Below are 18,447 nucleotides of genomic sequence, written 5' to 3' on the forward strand. Positions count from 1 at the left end.
CGCAGGGCTGTGACATTTGCGGCTCCGCCGCGGGGCACGACCAGCCACAACGGCGCCGCACTCGCCGAAGGGCCGTGCATCCCGAGCTCTTGGGCGCCCTGCCCTCACCGAAGGTCATCGCGGGTTACGTTGGTCGGACAGCCGTACTGGAGCCGACCAAACGGAGCCCGCGATGCCCTTCGCCCGACTGGCCACAGCAACGACCCCCACCTGCCACATCGGACTGGGCCTCGCCGCAGTCGGCCGCCCCGGCTACATCAACCTCGGCCGGGACACCGACCTCGGAGAGAACCGGAGCGTCGAGACGCTCCGCACCCGCACGCACGAACTCCTCGACGCCGCCTACGCCCAGGGCGTGCGCTACTTCGACGCCGCCCGCTCGTACGGCCGCTCGGAGGAGTTCCTCGCCGGGTGGCTGAACACACGGTCCGACATCGGGGACGTCGTCGTCGGCAGCAAGTGGGGCTACACCTATACGGCCGACTGGCGCACCGACGCCGAGGCGCACGAGATCAAGGACCACAGTCTCGCCACGTACGAGAGGCAGCGCGCCGAGAGCGCTGAGCTGCTCGGTGACCGGCTCGACCTCTACCAGATCCACTCCGTGACCCCGGACAGCCCGGCCCTCACCGACAAGGAACTGCACGCCAGGCTGGCCGAGGCGGCGGCACAGGGCCTGACCGTCGGCTTCTCCACCAGTGGCCCCGCCCAGGCCGACGCGATCCGCACCGCGCTCGCCGTGACGGTCGACGGCGAGCCGCTGTTCCGTACCGTCCAGGCCACCTACAACGTCCTGGAGACCTCCGCGGGCCCCGCGCTCGCCGAGGCGCACGACGCCGGGCTCACGGTGATCGTCAAGGAGGGCATGGCCAACGGCCGGCTCGCCGACCCGCACGCGCCGGACGCGGTACGCGCCATCGCCGAGGAGGCCGGCCTCGGTTCCGACGCGGTCGCCCTGGCGCTCGTCCTGCGGCAGCCCTGGGCGGGCGTCGTGCTCTCCGGTGCGGCCACGGCAGTCCAGCTCTCCTCGAACCTGCACGCCGCCGTGGTCGATCTCGACGACGAGCAGCAGGCCCGGCTCGACGCGCTGACCGAGGAGCCGGTGGCGTACTGGGAGCGTCGCGGGCAACTGCCCTGGCACTGAGTTTTCGCAGATGGACCCACCAGCGGTGAGCGTCGTGCGCTTCGGGTGAGACATTGATGTCTCATATGGGTTATGGTTGTCTCATGGCCATCGACCGTGACCTCGTGCTGCGCAGCGCAGCCGCCCTGCTCACCCGGAAATCCACCGCCACCATGGACGAGGTCGCCAAGGCGGCCGGGATCAGCCGGGCCACGCTGCACCGCCAGTTCGCCGGGCGCGACGCCCTCGTGCGGGCGCTGGAGGATCTCGGGATCCGGGAGTGCGAGGCGGCGCTGGACGCTGCGCGGCTTGACGAGGACACCGCCCGGGAGGCCGTACGCCGTCTGGTGGGCGAGATCGAGAGCGCCGCCGGGCTGCTCGCCTTCCTCTACTCCGAGAACCAGCTGTTCGAGGGCGAGGAGCGGCACGAGGGCTGGGCCCGGCTCGACACGCGGATCGCCGCGGTGTTCCGACGCGGCCAGGAGAGCGGCGAGTTCCGCATCGACCTCACCCCGGCCTGGCTCACCGAAGCCCTCTACGGGCTCATCGCCTCCGGGGCGTGGGCAGTGGCCGAGGGACGGGTGGCCGCCAACGACTTCCACCACATGATCGTCGAGCTGTTGCTCGGCGGCGCACTAAGGAGAGAGGAATCATGACCAGCACGGTGCGGCCGGCGTTCGAGGCGGAGACGGAGAAGCGTCCGGGCCGCTGGCTCGCGCTCGCCGTCCTCGTCCTCGCCGTGCTGCTGGTGGCCGTCGACGCGACCGTTCTCGGTCTCGCGACCCCCTACATCAGCGAGGACCTCCAGCCTTCCGGTACGCAGCTGTTGTGGATCGGAGACGTCTACTCGTTCGTCATCGCCGGCCTGCTCGTGTCGATGGGCAGCCTCGGTGACCGCATCGGGCGCAAGAAGCTGCTGCTCGTCGGCTCGGTCGCGTTCGGTCTCGTCTCCGTGCTCAACGCCTATGCGAGCACTCCCGAGTTGATGATCGTGGCGCGGGCACTGCTCGGTGTCGCGGGCGCGACCCTGATGCCCGCCACCCTCGCGCTCATCCGCAACCTCTTCCACGACCCGCGCGAGCGCAGCCTCGCCATCGGCATCTGGGGCGCCACAGCCTCGGCCGGTACGGCGGTCGGTCCGGTCGTCGGCGGATTCCTCCTCGAACACTTCTGGTGGGGCTCCGTCTTCCTGATCAACCTCCCCGTGATGGCGGTCCTCGTCCTCGTCGGCGTGAAGCTGCTGCCCGAGTCCCGCAACCCCGAGCCCGGCCCCTGGGACCTGATGAGCGTCGTGCTGTCGCTCATCGGCATGGTCGGCATCGTGTACGGGATCAAGGAGGCCGCCTCGCACGGCCCGAACGCCACGGCGGGCGCCGCTGCCCTGCTCGGCGCGGTCGCGCTCTACGGATTCGTACGCCGTCAACTCACGCTTCCCATCCCGCTGTTGGACATGCGGCTGTTCCGCAACCGCGGCTTCTCCGGGGCCGTGCTCGCCGATCTGCTGACCATCCTCGGCCTGTCCGGGCTGGTCTTCTTCCTCTCGCAGTTCCTGCAACTGGTGCAGGGCAGGGGGCCGTTGGAGGCGGGCCTTGCCGAACTGCCCGCCGCGATCGGCGCGGTGGCGGCGGGCCTGGTCGCGGGCACGGTCGCGCGCCGGTATTCGGTGCGTGCCGTCACCGCCGGCGGGCTGGCCGCGATCGGACTCGCCCTTGGCTCGCTGACCCTGCTCAGCGAGTCGACCGGGTATCCGCTCCTCGGCGGGGCCCTGCTGGTCGTCGGCGTGGGCGCGGGCTTCTCCTTCACCGTGACCGCCGACGTGATCCTCTCCAGCGTGCCCAAGGAGCAGGCGGGCGCCGCGTCCGCGGTCTCCGAGACGGCGTACGAACTCGGCGCGGCCCTCGGTATCGCCCTGCTCGGTTCCATCGTCACCGGCGTCTACGCCGGGTTCACGGCCCCACCGGGCACACCCCCCGAGGTGGCCGCCGCGGCCCACGAGTCCCTCGGCGGGGCGGTCGAGGCATCCGCCGACCTGCCCGACGCCGAGCCCCTCCTCGACGCCGCCCGCACGGCCTTCGTCGACGGCATCGCCCTGGCGGCGGGCCTCGGCGCAGCGGTACTCCTGGCGGCATCGGTGGCGGCATGGGTACTGCTGCGCGGTCAGAAGCTGGGTGACGGGGAATAGGAGGGGCGCCTGCAAGGGGCGCGGGGAACTGCGCGACAAGCCACAACGCACCCGCAGCCGACATACAACCCCCGGCCCACAAACCCGCAGGCAGCGGTGCCCTTTAAGCTCGTTTTCGCCCTCACCTGATGGTCTTGGCTCCGTACCGGACGTCGTCCCACACGGCCGAAGGAGCCACCGACCATGACCCGTCATATCCGTAACCGAAAGATCCTCGTCGTCACCGCGCTGGCCACCGCGGCCCTGGCGGCCGGCGGCGTCGCCCTCGCCGCAGACGGCGACGAGGCCCCACGCGAAACGGTCCGCTTCGTCGTCGAGGAAGGCACGACCGAGGGCGGAGCGGCCGACAGCGGAACCCGCACCTGGACCCGCGAGGACTGCCCCGACAAGGACGGCTCCAGCGGCACCCCCTCCGAGGATCCGAGCAACCCCGCGGCAGCGCTGTGACCACCGCCGACCCACGTGGCGACACCACGGACGGGAAGCTCCTCGAAGAGGCGCTCTTCGAGGTCAAGCGAGTGATCGTGGGCCAGGACCGCATGGTGGAGCGGATGTTCACCGCGGTCCTGGCCCGGGGCCACTGCCTGCTCCAGGGCGTCCCGGGCGTCGCCAAGACACTCGCCGCGAAGACCCTCGCGCAGGTGGCCGGCGGACGCTTCGCCCGGCTGCAGTTCACCCCCGACCTCGTCCCGTCCGACATCACCGGCACCCGGATCTACCGCCCGTCCCAGGAGACGTTCAGCGTCGAACCCGGCCCGGTCGTCGCCAACTTCGTCCTCGCCGACGAGATCAACCGCGCCCCCGCCAAGGTGCAGTCCGCGCTTCTCGAAGTGATGGGTGAGCACCAGGTCTCCATCGGCGGTACCACCATCCCCGTCCCCCAGCCGTTCCTCGTACTCGCCACCCAGAACCCCATCGAGTCCGAGGGCGTCTACCAACTCCCCGAAGCCCAGCGCGACCGCTTCCTGCTCAAGGTCGACGTCGCCGTCCCCAGCGAGTCCGAGGAACTCGCGATCCTCTACCGCATGAGTGTCGACCCGCCCAGGGCGCGCCCCGTCCTCACCCCCGAGCGGCTCATCGCGCTCCAGCGCACCGCCGACAAGGTGTTCGTGCACCACGCGGTCGCCGAGTACGCCGTACGACTGGTCGTCTCGACCCGTGAACTCGCGGGCCCCGGCAGCCGGTTGGCGCACGGAGCCGGCCCGCGCGCCACGCTGGGCCTGGTCGCCGCCGCCCGCGCGCTCGCGCTGCTGCGCGGCCGTGGCTACGTCCTCCCCGAGGACGTGCACGACCTGGCCCACGAGGTCGTCGCCCACCGGCTCGTGCTGTCCTTCGACGCGCTCGCCGACGGGATCACCGGCGCCGAGATCGTCGACGAGGTACTGGCCGCCGTGGAGCAGCCACGCATCACCCCGCGCCAGGCCGCCACGCGCCCCCAGGGGCGAACGGAAGGCAGCACAGAAGGCCGTGCAGAGGGACGAACAGAGGGGGGAACGGAGGGCGAAGCGGCATGAGCGGCACCCCGACCCTCAGCGAACTCACCCCCGAACAGGCCCTCAAACACCTGGAGTTGCTCTTCACACGCCGCCCCGACGGCCTCCTCCAGGGCGACCACCCCGGCCTCGTACCGGGACCCGGCACAGAGGTGTCCGAGACCAGGCCGTACGTCATCGGCGACGACGTACGCCGAATGGACTGGAACGCCACCGCGCGCACCACCGTCCCGCACGTCCGGCTCACCCTCGCCGACCGCGAACTGACCACCTGGATCGTGCTCGACGCGTCCGCGAGCATGGACTTCGGCACGGCGAGGATGGAGAAACGCGACCTGGCCGTCGGCGCGGCGGCGGCCGTCGCCTTCCTCACCGAACGGGCCGGGAACCGGCTCGGCGCGCAGATCACCGGACCGGACGGCATCCAGCGGATTCCGCCCCGCACCGGACGCCACCACCTCCTCACGATCCTGCGGGCCGCCCTGGACCGGCCCCGGGTGGCGGCGGGCGGGTCCGCGGACGCCCGGCACTCCCTGGCCGACGCCCTGCGTTCGCTGCGCACACTCCCCGGCAGCGGCCTGGTCGCCGTCGTCTCCGACTTCCTGGAGACCGGCTGGGAGCAACCCCTTCGAACGATCGCCCACCGCCACCAGATCCTGGCCGTCGAGACCGTCGACCCCCGTGAACTGGAGCTGCCCGCAGTGGGGTTGCTCAACGTCGTCGATCCGGAGACCGGCATCAGGCGCGAAATCCCCACCCACTCACGGCGGTTGCGTGAGCGGTACGCCGAAGCGGCCCTGGAACAGCGGGCGTTGATCAAGGCGTGCATCCGCCGGGCCGGCGCGGCCCACCTCCGACTGCGTACGGACCGCGACTGGGTGCGCGACGTCGTACGCCATGTCGAGGAGCAGCGGCGCCGGTCGGGAGGCGGTGCCGCGTGAACAAGCCCTTCGCACCGGTGTCCGTCGTCGCCCCGGAGTCCGTCACCCCGTTCCCCGTACGCCCGCATCCCCCGGAGGGGGCCATGAGTCCGCTGGAGGTGCCGTGAGTCTTCACTCGCCCGGCTGGCTGCTGCTCCTGGTGCCGCTCGCCCTGCTGATCGGCGCCTACCTTCTGGTGCAGCGCAGGCGCGGCCGGTACGCGGTCCGCTTCACCAACCTGGAACTGCTGGACAAGGTCGCGCCCCGACGGCCCGGCTGGCGCCGCCATGTCCCGGCGGCCGCCTTCTGCGGCACGCTCGCGCTGCTCGTCGTGGGCTTCGCCCGGCCGACCACGGAGGTGCAGGTGCCGCGTGAGCGGGCCACGATCGTGGTGGCGTTCGACGTGTCGGCGTCCATGGAGGCCACCGACGTCGAGCCGACGCGCTTCGAGGCCGCCCAGCGTGCCGCGCTCGCCTTCGTCGACCGGCTGCCCGAGCGCTTCAACGCGGGACTCGTACCGTTCAGCGGATCCGCCACGGTCGCGGTCCCGCCGACCACCGACCGCGGCGCCCTGCGCTCGGCCATCGAACGGCTCACCACCGGCGAGGGCACGGCGATCGGCGAGGCCGTCGTGGCCGCGCGTGACGCCGTCCGCATGCTCGACCGGGAGGCCGAGACCAAGCCGCCGCCCGCGCACATCGTGCTGCTGTCCGACGGCTCCAACACCACGGGCCGGTCCGTCGAGTCGGCGGCCCAGGAGGCGGCCGGCGACAAAATCCCGGTCTCGACCATCGCGTACGGCACGGAAAGCGGGACCATTGACCTGCCGTCCGGCGACACGGTGAGCGTCCCGGTCGACGGTCCCGCCCTGCGGGGCCTCGCCTCCAGCACCGGCGGCGACTTCCACGAGGCCGCGACGGGCGAAGAACTCCAGGAGGTGTACGAGGACATCGGCAGCTCCGTCGGGCACCGCACCGAGGAACGCGAGATCTGGCAGTGGTTCGTCGCGGCCGGCCTCCTCACGGCCCTCGCCACCGCGGCCACCTCACTGCTCTGGTTCTCCCGACTCCCCTGATCCGCAACCCTCCGGCTTCCGGCGCCCCGCTCCGGCATCCGGCTTCCGGCACCACCGGGTTCCGCGCCCGGCCCCTCGGGGCCAGGGTTCCGCGACCAAGGAGGAACGACCGTGTCGTACGACCGATTCCAGGGCCACCCGGACCCTCCGCCTCACCCGGGACCACCGCGCGGCACGGGCATCCCGGAGCACCCGGCTCTCCCGGAGCGCCCGGCTCTCCCGGACCAGCCGGGGCTTCCGGATCAGCCGGTTCTCCCGGATCATTCAGGCGTGCCGGACCGACCGAGTCTTCCGGGCGGCACGGGCCTCCCCGGCCGCGCGGGGCCCCCGGCTCACCCCAGCCCGACCCGCCCGCTGGGCCCGTCACGCCCCACCGGACCACCCCGTCCGCCCGGCCCCCTGGGCCCCAACGGCCCCAGGGCGGAGGACCATCGGGCCGAGGCGGAGCCCGGCGACCCGTACCGGAGCGGGCGGCCCCACACCCCCTACCCGGGCCTGGGTGAGCCGCGCGGCCCCTCCTTCCTGCCCGGTCGGCCCCCCTCGGGATTCGGCCCGCCCGTGCCGCCGGAGACGTCGTACCCGAGCCCGTACGCGGCCCCGACCCCGCAGCCCCCTCCGGCCCCGCCTCCCCGGTCTCCCCGCAAGGTCAGCCCCCTCGTGGCCGCGGTCCTCGCCGCCGTCCTCGCGGGCGGGGCTGCGGGATACGCGGCCGGAGCCGTCGGCGACGAGGAGCCCGCCGCGGCGGCGGCCGGGCCGGACGTCACGGGGCTCGAAGCGGTCGCCGCGCGCGTGCTGCCGAGTGTCGTGTCGATCGAGACGGCGGAGGGACAGGGCTCCGGGTTCGTGTTCGACGAGCGCGGCCGGATACTCACCAACGCGCATGTGGTGGCGGGGAGTTCGGAGGTGTCGATCGAGCTCCAGGACGGGCGCCGGCTCCGTGCGGAGGTGCTCGGTGACGACCCCGCGAGCGACGTGGCCGTCCTGGAACCGGAGACCGCCCGTGGTCTGCGCGCCGCCGAACTGGCCGCCGGGGCGCAGGCCAAGCCCGGCGTGGGCGACACGGTCCTCGCCATCGGCTCCCCGCTCGGCCTCAGCGGCACGGTCACCTCGGGCATCGTCAGCGCGCTCGACCGGTCCGTGCGGCTCGGTGAGGGCGGTGAGCGGCGACGGGCCCTGCAGACCGACGCGTCGATCAATCCGGGGAACTCCGGTGGTCCGCTCGTCGATGCGGACGGTCGTGTGATCGGCATCAACACGGCCATCGCCACGTTGGATCAGCAGCGGGGCGGTTCGATAGGGATCGGGTTCGCCATTCCGGTGGCGGATGCGCGGGCCGCCGCGCGGGCGATCATTGATTGAAGCTGCGGGTTCGTCGTGGCTCGTCGCGCAGTTCCCCGCGCTCCTGGAGGGGCGCGACTTGGCTCGGCGTTGGAAGGCGGGTGGGGCAGGTGAGGCTGCTGGTCGTCGAGGACGAGGAAGATCTCGTCGTGGCGCTCAAGGTCGGGCTGGTGCGGGCCGGTTATGCCGTGGACATCGCGCCCGATGTCGACACGGCCACGGAGAAGCTGGCCGTGAACGACTACGACCTGGTGCTGTTGGACCTCAACCTGCCCGACGGCGACGGCTTTTCGGTCTGCCGTGCCGTCCGGGCCACGCCCGGTGGTCCCCGCATCCTGATGCTCACCGCCCGCGACCGTCTCGCCGACCGGGTCCGGGGCCTCGACGAGGGCGCCGACGACTACCTGGTGAAGCCGTTCGCGCTGCCCGAACTCCTGGCCCGCATACGGGCGTTGCTCCGTCGCGAGGACGGCGGAACCGCGGTCGTCGAGGTCGGCGAACTCCGCCTGGACACCGCCCGCTTCGAGGCCTTCCGCGGCGCACGCCCGCTCCAGCTCACACCCAAGGAGTTCGGCGTCCTGCACTACCTGATGACCCGCCCGGGACGTGTCGTACCGGCGGAGGAGCTCCTCGAACACGTCTGGGACGAACACGCCGACCCGTTCACCAACACCGTGCGGGTCACGGTCGGTTCACTGCGCCGGAAGATCACCGGAGAAGAGGAACCGCTCATCGAGACGGTGATCAGGCAGGGGTACCGCCTCAAGGAGACACGATGATCGGCGCGCTGCGGATCGTCAGGGCCAGGCTCCGCCTCCCGGCGTTCACCCACACCATCCGCTTCCGTCTCACCGTGCTCTACTCCGGCCTTCTCTTCGTCCTCACCGCACTCGTCCTCGGCGGGACGTACCTCGCGGTCGAGCGCAGCGGCGAGGCGCACCCCGTCAGCAAGCAGTTCTCGGCGTCGAAGTACGTGAACGACGAGTACGTCGGCGAGATCCCGGTGGTGAAGGTCCAGGAGGTCGAGGCCGCCGTCAACTACGAGACCCTCGCCAACCTGCGCCGCTTCTCCTTCGCCGTACTCGGCGGACTCGCCGTCACCAGTCTCGCCATCGGCTGGATCCTCTCCGGCCGCGCCCTGCGTCCCGTACGCTCCATCTCCCGTACGGCCGCCGAGATCCAGGCGACCGACCTCTCGCAGCGCATCCGTCTCGACGGGCCCAAGGACGAGCTCCGCGACCTCGCCGACACCGTCGACTCCATGCTCGACCGCCTCGACGAGGCCTTCCGCGCCCAGCGCCAGCTCATCGACGACGCCTCACACGAACTGCGCAGCCCGCTCGCGATCATCCGGGCCAACCTGGACGCGGTGCTGACGGCGGAGGAGTCCGAGGAGGCCGAGCGCAGGGCGGCCGTGCGAAGCGTGGACCGCGCCACGACCCGTATGACCCGCCTGGTCGAGGACCTGCTGGCCACCGCCCGCCGTACGGCACCCGCGCTGGCCGACGCGGACGTCGATCTGGCCGCGGCCGCGGGTGAGGCCTGCGAGGAGTTCGCGCCGCTCGCCGCCGAGCGCGGGCTCGTACTGCACCGGCGTCTCACCACGGGCCTGACGGTCATCGGCGACCACGACGCGCTGCGCAGAGCGATCGGCAACCTGCTCTCCAACGCCGTACGGCTCTCGCCGCCGGGCACCGGCATCACGGTCGCCGCGGGCCGGGTGGACGGCTGGCTCTGGGCGTCGGTCCAGGACGAGGGCCCCGGCATCCTCGACGACGACCAGACCCGGGTCTTCGACCGCTTCTGGCGAGCGAAGGGCAACGGCGGCGGCCGCGACCGTCACGCGGGCCTGGGCCTCGCGATCGTCCGCCAGATAGTCGAGTCCCACGGCGGCCAGATCCGCCTCTTCTCAAGACTCGGCGAAGGCTCGACCTTCGTCCTCTGGTTCCCGTCCCCAGGAGCCGACCACACAAACACAACGCCACCGGACGAACAGCCCAGCTGAGGCGCCCTCAAGGGGCGCGTCGGCCGGCGCCCCGACAGGGGCGCGGGGAACTGCGCGACAAGCCCCAACGAACCCGCAGCGCCCCACAACCCAGAGCCCCCACCCCGGAGCCCCAAAAAACCAGCGGAGCTAAGCCGCTTCCTTGGCCTTCGTGGCGTACATGTCCACATACTCCTGCCCCGACAACCGCATGACCTCAGCCATCACCGAGTCGGTCACGGCCCGCAGCACATACCGGTCCCGGTCCATGCCCTCGTACCGAGAGAACTCCATCGCCTCACCGAACCGAACAGTCACGCGGCCGGGCCGCGGAAACCCCGCACCGCCGGGCTGGATCTTGTCCGTGCCGATGATGGCGAACGGCACGACGGGCGCGCCGGTCATCATCGCCAGCCGGGCGATGCCGGTGCGGCCCCGGTAGAGCCGGCCGTCGGGGGAGCGGGTGCCCTCGGGATAGATGCTGAAGACCTTGCCCTCCTCCAGCACGCGTCGGCCGGTCATCAGCGCCGCGACACCGCCGCGGCCGCCGTCGCGGTCGACCGGGATCATGCCGCAGCCCGTGAAGAACCAGGCCATCAGACGGCCCTTGACGCCCTTCCCGGTGACGTACTCGTCCTTGCCGATGAAGAAGACCTGCCGGTCGCAGAAGAGCGGCATGATCATCGAGTCGATGAACGTGAGGTGGTTGCCGGCCAGGATGACCGGGCCCGTGCCCGGGATGCGCTCCGCACCCTCCACCCGTGGGCGGAACATCAGGCGCATGATCGGTCCGAGCACTGCCTTGATGAGCGCGAAGCGGGACAACGTGCCCTCCGGTGTCAAGGGATCGGTATAAGTCTGTGCAGGTGAGGACGATACTCGCGGGCCCCCGGGTCTTGCACATCGGGTTCACCGAGTGGATACGCACTGTTGACCCTTGTTTACCTGCGGTGGCGCCCCGTCGCACGGCTGTCATCCGTACGACACGGTGTGACGAAGTCCGCACCGGTTAGGCCTTCTGGGAGGCCGGGCACCGGGTGGGTGTGGCTGACGGGCGCGGTTCCCCGTGCCCCTACGAGGCGCGGGTACCCACCCCGCCCGCCTCCACCCACCCGGCCGGTCCGGCGTCTGAGGGCAAGTCAGTCCAGGGCACTGGACGCGCCCCCATCGAACCCCGTCAGCCCCCGGTCAACTCCCGCACCCCACAAGACATCCAGCGTCACCCGCGTGTTCCGTCCAAGGTCTCCCCTCCGTCACCCCCGCGCACCTACGATCGTCCCGCTTTGACAGGTGCAGGGCAGTATGCGGAGGAGCGCACATGGGGACGCAGGAGTCGAACGAGGGACTGAACGGGACCGGCCCGGGACGGCGCGCGCTGCTCGGGGCCGCGGTCCTCGGCGCCGGCGGAGCGGTCCTCGGGGTACCGGCCACGGCGAGAGCCGACGAGAAGCACGGCGGCGGTGGCTACAAGAGCCTGCCGAAGCCGACGATCATCGGACACCGCGGGGCCAGCGGCTACCGGCCGGAGCACACGCTCGGCTCGTACCAGCTGGCCCTCGACATGGGTGCGCACGTCGTCGAGGCGGGCGACCTGGTGCCCACCAAGGACGGCCACCTCGTCTGCCGCCACGAGCCGGAGATCGGCGGTACGACGGACGTCTCCGCGCACCCCGAGTTCGCGAGCCGCAAGACCACCAAGCTTCTCGACGGGGTGTCCACCACCGGCTGGTTCACCGAGGACTTCACGCTCGCCGAGCTGAAGACGCTCCGCGCCAAGGAGCGCATCCCGGCCAACCGCCCGCACAACACGCTCTACGACGGCCGCTGGGAGATCCCCACCTTCGAGGAGGTGCTGCGCTGGCGCGAGGAGCAGAGCCGCAAGCGCGGCAAGCAGGTCTGGATCTACCCCGAGCTCAAGCACCCCACCTACTTCCGCAAGCTGGGCCTCGGCCTGGAGGAGCGGGTCGCCAAGGTGCTGCGCAGGCACGGCCTGGACAAGAAGAACTCGCCCGTCATCCTCCAGTCCTTCGAACCGACCAGCATCCAGCGCCTGAACAAGCTGGTCGGCAACCCCCTGGTCGTGCTCCTGTCGGCCGCCAACACCCGGCCCTGGGACTTCGTGGAGACGGGCGACCCGCGTACGGTCGCCGACCTGGTCAAGCCCGCGGGCCTGAAGCAGATCGCCTCCTACGCGCAGGGCATCGGCCCGACCCTGGACCTGATCATCCCGAAGGACGCGAGCGGCAACCTCACCACCCCGACCACCCTGGTCCGGGACGCGCACGCCGAGGGCCTGATCCTGCACCCGTACACGATGCGCAACGAGAACCCCTTCCTGCCCGCGAACTTCCGCAAGGGCACCGACGCGGACGGCTACGGGGACGTCTTCGGCGCCTTCCGGACGTACTTCGCGACCGGTATCGACGGGGTCTTCACCGACAACCCCGACACCGGTGTCCTCGCCCGCGAGGACTTCCTGAAGCGCTGAGTCCCACAGGCTCCGCGCTCGTCAACAGCTGAGCCCCCGGCCCCGGTTGGGGTGACAGACGGCCGCCCCGGCAACCTCGTGCCGGGGCGGCCGCGTCGTGCCGCATATGACCCACGACATGCTCGACACCCTGCGTCCACTGCTCGCCGCCGAGGCCTCCGCTGAGGCATATGCCTCGGGCGCGGAGCCCGGCGACCTGGAACAGGCCGTCTGGGTGCGCCTCCTGGAACACCTCGGCACGGACGGCCCGCCCGCAGACCCGGCCGCCTGGCTGCGCGGCGCCGTCCGCTCCGAGGCGCGCCGCACCCGGCACACCGCGAGCATCGAGCTGCCGTACGCGTCCGAGCCCGCCGACGACAGCCGGCCCGGCCCGGAACAGCTCGCGCTCACCGCCGCCCGGCGCCGGGCCCTGCACTCCGCCGTACGCAAACTGCCGGGCCGCTGTCCGCGCCTCATGGCCGCGCTGCTGTCCCCGCAGGACCTCACATACCGGGAGATCGCGGGGGAGTTGGGTATCTCACAGGGCAGTCTCGGTCCGGAACGTTCCAGATGCCTGGGATGTCTGCGCCGAATGCTTACGTCGGAGGTTGCGGCGCACGAACCACGGGGATAGGAGTGAGGGACAACCGGCGGAACAGGTGAGCGGGAGGCATGCACACATGGGCATGAGCGTGACCATCTCGGCGGCGACCGAAAAGGACGCCGAACAGATCCTCAAACTGCAGTTCCTCTGCTACCAGAGCGAGGCCGAGCTGTACGGCGACTACAGCATCGAGCCCCTCACCCAGCCGCTCGACTCCCTCAAGGCGGAGCTCGCGGGCGGCACGGTCCTGGTGGCCCGGCTGGGCGACGAGGTGGTGGCCTCGGTGCGTGCGGCTGTGGATGCGGATGGCACGGCCCGCATCAACAAGCTGATCGTCCATCCTCGGATGCGGCGGCACGGTCTGGGCGGGCGGTTGCTCGACGCGATCGAGTCGCGGGTGGCCGCGGACGCGGGTGCGAAGAGCTTCCAGCTCTTCACGGGGCATCGCAGTGAGCACAATCTGCGGTTGTACCGCAAGCACGGGTATCAGCTCGTTTCCACGGAGCGGGTGGATGAGCGGCTGAGCCTGGTGACCCTTGCGAAGGGGTCGTCGACCAGTGCCTTTGTCGCCAGTGCGTAGGTCTGTCTTTCGTCTGCGGGCGCGCCGAGGCTGGTCGCGCAGTTCCCCGCGCCCCTAAAAAGGGGCGCGCCGGACCTGACGCACGCCTATTGAGTCGCGGTCCTGCTGCGGCGGAGCCAGAACATTGCCGTTACCGGGAGCAAGACCGGGATGAACAAGTAACCCATGCCGTAGTCCGACCAGACTGTGGCGTCGGGGAAGGCCGAGGGGTCGGCCAGGGTCCAGGTGCCCACGGTCAGGACGCCCGCGAGTTCGGCGGCGCAGCACACCAGCGCCGCCTTGCGGGCCGTTTCGCCGCCGCGGACGAGCGAGTACGTGATGAAGCCGTAGACCAGACCGGCCACCGCGGACAGCGAATAGGCGAGCGGCGCCTTGTCGAACTCCGTCGCGATCTGCACGGCGGAGCGCGACACGGCGCCGACGACCATCACGCCGTACAGCCAGACCAGCAGGATGCCCGGACCGCCGATGAGCCGCGTCCGGCCCCGCTGCTTCTCGGTCGCCGCCATCTCAGCCTCCCCAGATGTCGTAGAGCCGCACCTGAAGCACGGCGAGGACCACACCGCCGGCCGCGACCGTGATCGAACCCCAGCGGGTGCGCTCCGCCAGCGACATGAAGCCGGCCGCCGGGATGCACGCGAAGGAACCGACGAGGTACGCCACGAAGATCGTCGTGCCCTGTTCCGGCTTCTCGCCGCGGGCCAGCTGGACGATGCCCACCACGAGCTGGACGAGCGTGAGCAGTGTCACCACGGCCATGCCGATGAAGTGCCAGTCCTTGGTGGGCTGGTCGCGATAGGCGGCCCAGCCGCACCAGGCGGCGAGCGCGAGCGCGGCGACGGCGGTCGCGACCGTCAGGGCAACAAGCATGCCGCGACCCTATTACGGGCCAAAAGGCCCGATGCGATCGCCCCCGGGGTGCCCCGTAGGGTCGAGAGCATGAAGATCCAAGCCGATGCCCTGCTGTTCGACAACGACGGAACGCTCGTCTCGTCCCTCGAGTCGGTGTACCGCTGCTGGACCCGCTGGGCCGAGGAGTACGGGATCACCCCCGAGGAGTTCGCCCGGGTCGAGCTGCACGGCCGCCCCGCCGCCGAGATAGCCGCCGACCTGCTGCCCGCCGACCGGGTCGCCGAGGCCGTCGTGCGTATCGAGCAGCTGGAGGTCGAGGACGTCGAGGGCGGTGTCCAGCTCCTGCCTGGGACCATGGCACTGCTCGACTCCGTGCCCGCCGACCGCTGGGCCGTCGTCACCTCCGCGACCCGGCGGCTGGCCGAGGCCCGCCTCGACGAGGCCGGTATCCGGCCCAAGACCCTGATCGCCGCCGACGACATCACGCGCGGCAAGCCCGACCCCGAGCCGTTCCTGCTCGCCGCCCGCCGGCTCGGCGTGGACCCGGCCCGCTGTGTCGTCTTCGAGGACGCGCCCGCGGGTCTGCAGGCCGGCCGCTCCGCCGGGATGACCACCGTGGCATTGACCACAACACACCAGGCCGCAGAGCTGCACGCGGACATCGTCGTCGGTGACCTCTCGGCCGTGTCGGCGCTGGTCACGGACGCGGGAGTGGAGATCTCCGTCGGCGACTGAGGAGTGTCCACCGCTGTCCGCGATGCGGACAGCGGTTCCCGGTTCCGCGCATACGTCTGCTTTACTTTTCTCATGACCACGACGAGCAGCCGCATCCTTGCGACCGAGGCGACCATGACGCCCGGTGCTCGCTGTATGTGTCGAATGTGCGCCTTCTAGAGGGCCCCCGCACCACCCAGAGCCTCGCGCCCCGAAGCGAGACCGCTCAGGTCTGCCCGTACGACCCTTTCGTACGCGACTGAGCCTGCCCCGCGCACGCAGTTCTGCCGAAGCCCGGCTTTCATCGCCACCGCGAGAACGACCGTGCCGCGTTCGGACCGAATGCACCCGTGCCCGGCGCACACCCACGCCCTGCACTCGACAGTGACGGAAACCCCAGTGATCACGACAACAGGCCTGAAGAAGGTCTACCGCTCGCGCGGCCGTGAGGTCACCGCCCTGGACGGCGTCGATCTGCACGTCCGCGAAGGCGAGGTGTACGGCGTCATCGGACAGTCCGGCGCCGGCAAGTCCTCCCTCATCCGCTGCGTCAACCTCCTGGAGCGCCCCACCGCCGGCACCGTGACCGTCGCCGGACAGGACCTCACGGCCCTGGCCGGCCGGGGCCCGCGTGCGGGCCGGGAGCTGCGGAAGGCGCGCAGCCACATCGGCATGGTGTTCCAGCACTTCAACCTGCTGTCCTCGCGGACGGTCCAGGACAATGTCGAGCTGCCGCTGGAAATCCTTGGCGTGTCAGGGAAGGAACGTTCCCGCAAGGCACTGGAACTGCTGGACCTCGTCGGCCTCTCCGACAAGGCCAGGTCCTACCCGGCCCAGCTCTCCGGCGGCCAGAAGCAGCGCGTCGGCATCGCCCGCGCCCTGGCCGGCGACCCGAAGGTGCTCCTCTCCGACGAGGCGACCAGCGCGCTCGACCCCGAGACCACCCGCTCCATCCTCCAGCTGCTGCGCGACCTGAACCGGCAGCTGGGCCTGACCGTCCTGCTCATCACGCACGAGATGGACGTCGTCAAGAGCATCTGCGACTCGGCCGCCCTCATGGAGAACGGGAAGATCGTCGAGTCCGGCACCGTCAGCGAGCTGCTCGCGACCCCCGGCTCCGAGCTGGCCGCCGCGCTCTTCCCGGTGAGCGGCGACGCCTCCGCCGACGACCGCACGGTCATCGACGTCACCTTCCACGGTGACGCCGCGACCCAGCCGGTCATCTCGCAGCTGTCCCGTACGTACAACATCGACATCTCGATCCTGGGTGCCGCGATGGACACCGTCGGCGGCAAGCAGGTCGGCCGGATGCGCATCGAACTGCCCGGCCGCTACGAGGAGAACGTCGTGCCGATCGGCTTCCTGCGCGAGCAGGGTCTGCAGATCGACGTCCAGGGCCAGGCGCCCGTGCTGGTGAAGGAAGGTGCCAAGTGACCTGGTCGGAGATGCAGCCGCTGCTGGAGCAGGCCTGTTGGGACACCCTCTACATGGTCGGCTGGTCGACACTCATCGCCGTCGTCGGCGGTCTGCCGCTGGGCGTCCTGCTGGTCCTCACGGACCGGGGCGGCCTGCTGCAGAACACCGTGCTGAACAAGGTCATCGGGCAGGTCGTGAACATCGCCCGCTCGATGCCGTTCATCATCCTGATGGTCGCGCTGATGGGCTTCACCCGCTCGATCACCGGCACGACGATCGGCCGCGAGGCCGCCATCGTGCCGCTCGCGATCGGCGCGATCCCCTTCTTCGCGCGCCTCGTCGAGACGGCGGTCCGCGAAGTGGACGGCGGACTCGTGGAGGCCGTGCAGTCGATGGGCGGCAACACCTGGACCGTCGTCCGCAAGGTGCTCGTCCCCGAATCGCTGCCCTCGCTGATCTCCAGCACCACCACGACGATCGTCGCGCTCATCGGCTACTCGGCGATGGCGGGCACGGTCGGCGCGGGCGGCCTCGGTGACATCGCCATCCGCTACGGCTACCAGCGCTTCGAGACCGAACTGATGTGGATCACCGTCGGCATCCTCGCCGTGGTCATCTCCCTCATCCAGTTCGCCGGGGACTTCGCCGCCCGCGGGCTGCACCGCCGGGGCGGCCAGTCGGGCGCCGCCCCGAGGCTCAGGCTCCTGAAGGCCGCCACCGCGACCAGCAAGACCGTCTGACGCCTACGGCTCCCGCTCGCTCTCACCTTCACCCCCGTAGTCCACACCCCCCTCAGTTCTCCCCGCACACCCTCCGCGGGGCAGCTACACCCTCAGGAAAGGCACTTTTCGTGCGTAACACTGCCAAGATCACCACCGCCGTCCTCGCCGCCGGAGCCCTCACCCTGGGTCTCACCGCCTGCGGTTCGGAGGACTCCGGCGCCGCCGACACCAGCGGCCCGCTGATCGTCGCCGCGAGCCCCGTCCCGCACGCCGAGATCCTCACCTACGTCAAGGACAACCTGGCGAAGGACGCGGGCCTCGACCTGCAGGTCAAGGAGTTCACCGACTACGTCCTGCCGAACACGGCGACCCAGGACGGCTCCGTCGGTGCCAACTACTTCCAGAACCAGCCGTACCTCGACGACTTCAACAAGAAGAACGGCACCGACATCGTGCCCGTCGTCACGGTCCACCTGGAGCCGCTCGGCCTCTACTCCAGCAAGTTCAAGAAGGCCGACGAGCTGAAGAGCGGTGCGACGGTCGCCGTCCCGAACGACACGGTCAACGAGGCGCGGGCGCTCAAGCTCCTCGACGCCAACGGGATCATCACGCTCAAGGACGGCGCGGGCAACGACGCGACCCCCAAGGACATCGCGAAGAACCCGAAGAACCTCAAGTTCAAGGAGCTGGAGGCGGCCCAGACCCCGCGCTCCCTGGACGACGTCGACGCCGCGGTGATCAACGGCAACTACGCCATCGAGTCCGACCTCAAGCCCTCCGAGGACGCCCTCGTCCTGGAGTCCGCCACGGACAACCCGTACGGCAACTTCCTCGCCGTCAAGAAGGGCAACGAGGACGACCCGCGCGTCAAGAAGCTCGCCAAGCTCCTGACCTCCCCCGAGGTCAAGAAGTTCATCGAGGACAAGTACGCCGGCTCCGTCGTCGCGTCGTTCTGAGCCCGCTGCCAAGGATCGAGG

At 70.7% G+C, this 18,447-nt stretch carries 20 protein-coding genes; 17 read left to right on the forward strand and 3 right to left on the reverse strand.

Features of this window, described 5'->3' with window-relative positions; genetic code table 11:
- Nucleotides 1-172: 172 nt before the first annotated feature.
- From JEQ17_RS37800 to JEQ17_RS37845, 10 genes are all read left to right on the forward strand, one after another.
- Nucleotides 173-1,144, forward strand: a complete 972-nt coding sequence (locus JEQ17_RS37800; RefSeq protein WP_200399444.1) for an aldo/keto reductase — start codon at nt 173-175, stop codon at nt 1,142-1,144.
- Between the two features lie 83 nt (nt 1,145-1,227).
- On the forward strand, nt 1,228-1,779 hold the full coding sequence (locus JEQ17_RS37805; RefSeq protein WP_200399445.1) for a TetR/AcrR family transcriptional regulator: 552 nt from the start codon (nt 1,228-1,230) through the stop codon (nt 1,777-1,779).
- On the forward strand, nt 1,776-3,305 hold the full coding sequence (locus JEQ17_RS37810) for an MFS transporter (protein ID WP_200399446.1): 1,530 nt from the start codon (nt 1,776-1,778) through the stop codon (nt 3,303-3,305). Before JEQ17_RS37805 ends, JEQ17_RS37810 begins: the two co-directional genes overlap by 4 nt.
- A gap of 183 nt (nt 3,306-3,488) precedes the next feature.
- Nucleotides 3,489-3,752: a hypothetical protein gene (locus JEQ17_RS37815; RefSeq protein ID WP_200399447.1), complete on the forward strand. Its 264-nt coding sequence runs from the start codon at nt 3,489-3,491 to the stop codon at nt 3,750-3,752.
- Nucleotides 3,749-4,819 carry an AAA family ATPase gene (locus JEQ17_RS37820; RefSeq protein WP_234048514.1) on the forward strand — a complete coding sequence of 357 codons (1,071 nt, stop codon included), beginning with the start codon at nt 3,749-3,751 and terminating at the stop codon, nt 4,817-4,819. The genes JEQ17_RS37815 and JEQ17_RS37820 overlap by 4 nt, the downstream gene beginning before the upstream one ends.
- Nucleotides 4,816-5,739, forward strand: a complete 924-nt coding sequence (locus JEQ17_RS37825) for a DUF58 domain-containing protein (protein ID WP_200399448.1) — start codon at nt 4,816-4,818, stop codon at nt 5,737-5,739. The genes JEQ17_RS37820 and JEQ17_RS37825 overlap by 4 nt, the downstream gene beginning before the upstream one ends.
- Nucleotides 5,740-5,842: 103 nt before the next feature.
- The gene (locus tag JEQ17_RS37830) at nt 5,843-6,793 is read left to right on the forward strand and encodes a VWA domain-containing protein (protein WP_200399449.1); all 951 of its coding nucleotides are present in this window, start codon (nt 5,843-5,845) and stop codon (nt 6,791-6,793) included.
- Between the two features lie 657 nt (nt 6,794-7,450).
- Nucleotides 7,451-8,152, forward strand: coding sequence for a S1C family serine protease (locus JEQ17_RS37835; protein ID WP_234048515.1), 702 nt, complete (start codon nt 7,451-7,453; stop codon nt 8,150-8,152).
- Between the two features lie 89 nt (nt 8,153-8,241).
- Nucleotides 8,242-8,910 carry a response regulator transcription factor gene (locus JEQ17_RS37840; RefSeq protein ID WP_200401930.1) on the forward strand — a complete coding sequence of 223 codons (669 nt, stop codon included), beginning with the start codon at nt 8,242-8,244 and terminating at the stop codon, nt 8,908-8,910.
- Nucleotides 8,907-10,136: a sensor histidine kinase gene (locus tag JEQ17_RS37845; RefSeq protein ID WP_234048516.1), complete on the forward strand. Its 1,230-nt coding sequence runs from the start codon at nt 8,907-8,909 to the stop codon at nt 10,134-10,136. The genes JEQ17_RS37840 and JEQ17_RS37845 overlap by 4 nt, the downstream gene beginning before the upstream one ends.
- A 129-nt stretch (nt 10,137-10,265) precedes the next feature.
- On the opposite strand, the gene JEQ17_RS37850 is transcribed toward JEQ17_RS37845, so the two are convergent.
- Nucleotides 10,266-10,940 carry a lysophospholipid acyltransferase family protein gene (locus JEQ17_RS37850; protein WP_200401932.1) on the reverse strand — a complete coding sequence of 225 codons (675 nt, stop codon included), beginning with the start codon at nt 10,938-10,940 and terminating at the stop codon, nt 10,266-10,268.
- 493 nt (nt 10,941-11,433) lie between these two features.
- On the opposite strand from JEQ17_RS37850, the gene JEQ17_RS37855 reads away from it, so the two are divergent.
- The 3 genes from JEQ17_RS37855 to JEQ17_RS37865 all read left to right on the forward strand — a co-directional run bounded on the left by JEQ17_RS37855 (nt 11,434) and on the right by JEQ17_RS37865 (nt 13,766).
- Complete coding sequence (locus JEQ17_RS37855; RefSeq protein WP_200399450.1) at nt 11,434-12,603, forward strand: glycerophosphodiester phosphodiesterase; 1,170 nt, start codon at nt 11,434-11,436, stop codon at nt 12,601-12,603.
- A 106-nt stretch (nt 12,604-12,709) separates the two neighbouring features.
- Complete coding sequence (locus JEQ17_RS37860) at nt 12,710-13,216, forward strand: RNA polymerase sigma factor (protein ID WP_200399451.1); 507 nt, start codon at nt 12,710-12,712, stop codon at nt 13,214-13,216.
- A gap of 46 nt (nt 13,217-13,262) precedes the next feature.
- The gene (locus JEQ17_RS37865; RefSeq protein WP_200399452.1) at nt 13,263-13,766 is read left to right on the forward strand and encodes a GNAT family N-acetyltransferase; all 504 of its coding nucleotides are present in this window, start codon (nt 13,263-13,265) and stop codon (nt 13,764-13,766) included.
- 86 nt (nt 13,767-13,852) lie between these two features.
- Here the strand turns inward: JEQ17_RS37865 and JEQ17_RS37870 are convergent, their stop codons facing one another.
- Nucleotides 13,853-14,275 (reverse strand): hypothetical protein, encoded by a 423-nt coding sequence (locus JEQ17_RS37870; protein ID WP_200399453.1) that lies wholly within the window; start codon nt 14,273-14,275, stop codon nt 13,853-13,855.
- Nucleotide 14,276: 1 nt separating this feature from the next.
- Nucleotides 14,277-14,636 (reverse strand): hypothetical protein, encoded by a 360-nt coding sequence (locus tag JEQ17_RS37875; protein ID WP_200399454.1) that lies wholly within the window; start codon nt 14,634-14,636, stop codon nt 14,277-14,279.
- A 69-nt stretch (nt 14,637-14,705) separates the two neighbouring features.
- On the opposite strand from JEQ17_RS37875, the gene JEQ17_RS37880 reads away from it, so the two are divergent.
- From JEQ17_RS37880 to JEQ17_RS37895, 4 genes are all read left to right on the forward strand, one after another.
- Nucleotides 14,706-15,353, forward strand: coding sequence for an HAD family hydrolase (locus tag JEQ17_RS37880; RefSeq protein WP_200399455.1), 648 nt, complete (start codon nt 14,706-14,708; stop codon nt 15,351-15,353).
- Between the two features lie 321 nt (nt 15,354-15,674).
- Nucleotides 15,675-16,766, forward strand: coding sequence for a methionine ABC transporter ATP-binding protein (locus JEQ17_RS37885; protein ID WP_325176305.1), 1,092 nt, complete (start codon nt 15,675-15,677; stop codon nt 16,764-16,766).
- A complete protein-coding gene (locus JEQ17_RS37890; protein ID WP_200399457.1) occupies nt 16,763-17,488 on the forward strand; it encodes a methionine ABC transporter permease in 726 nt (241 codons plus the stop codon). The genes JEQ17_RS37885 and JEQ17_RS37890 overlap by 4 nt, the downstream gene beginning before the upstream one ends.
- 110 nt (nt 17,489-17,598) lie before the next feature.
- Nucleotides 17,599-18,426, forward strand: coding sequence for a MetQ/NlpA family ABC transporter substrate-binding protein (locus JEQ17_RS37895; RefSeq protein WP_200399458.1), 828 nt, complete (start codon nt 17,599-17,601; stop codon nt 18,424-18,426).
- Nucleotides 18,427-18,447 lie beyond the last annotated feature (21 nt).

Source organism: Streptomyces liliifuscus (assembly GCF_016598615.1).
Taxonomy (GTDB): Bacteria; Actinomycetota; Actinomycetes; order Streptomycetales; family Streptomycetaceae; genus Streptomyces; species Streptomyces liliifuscus.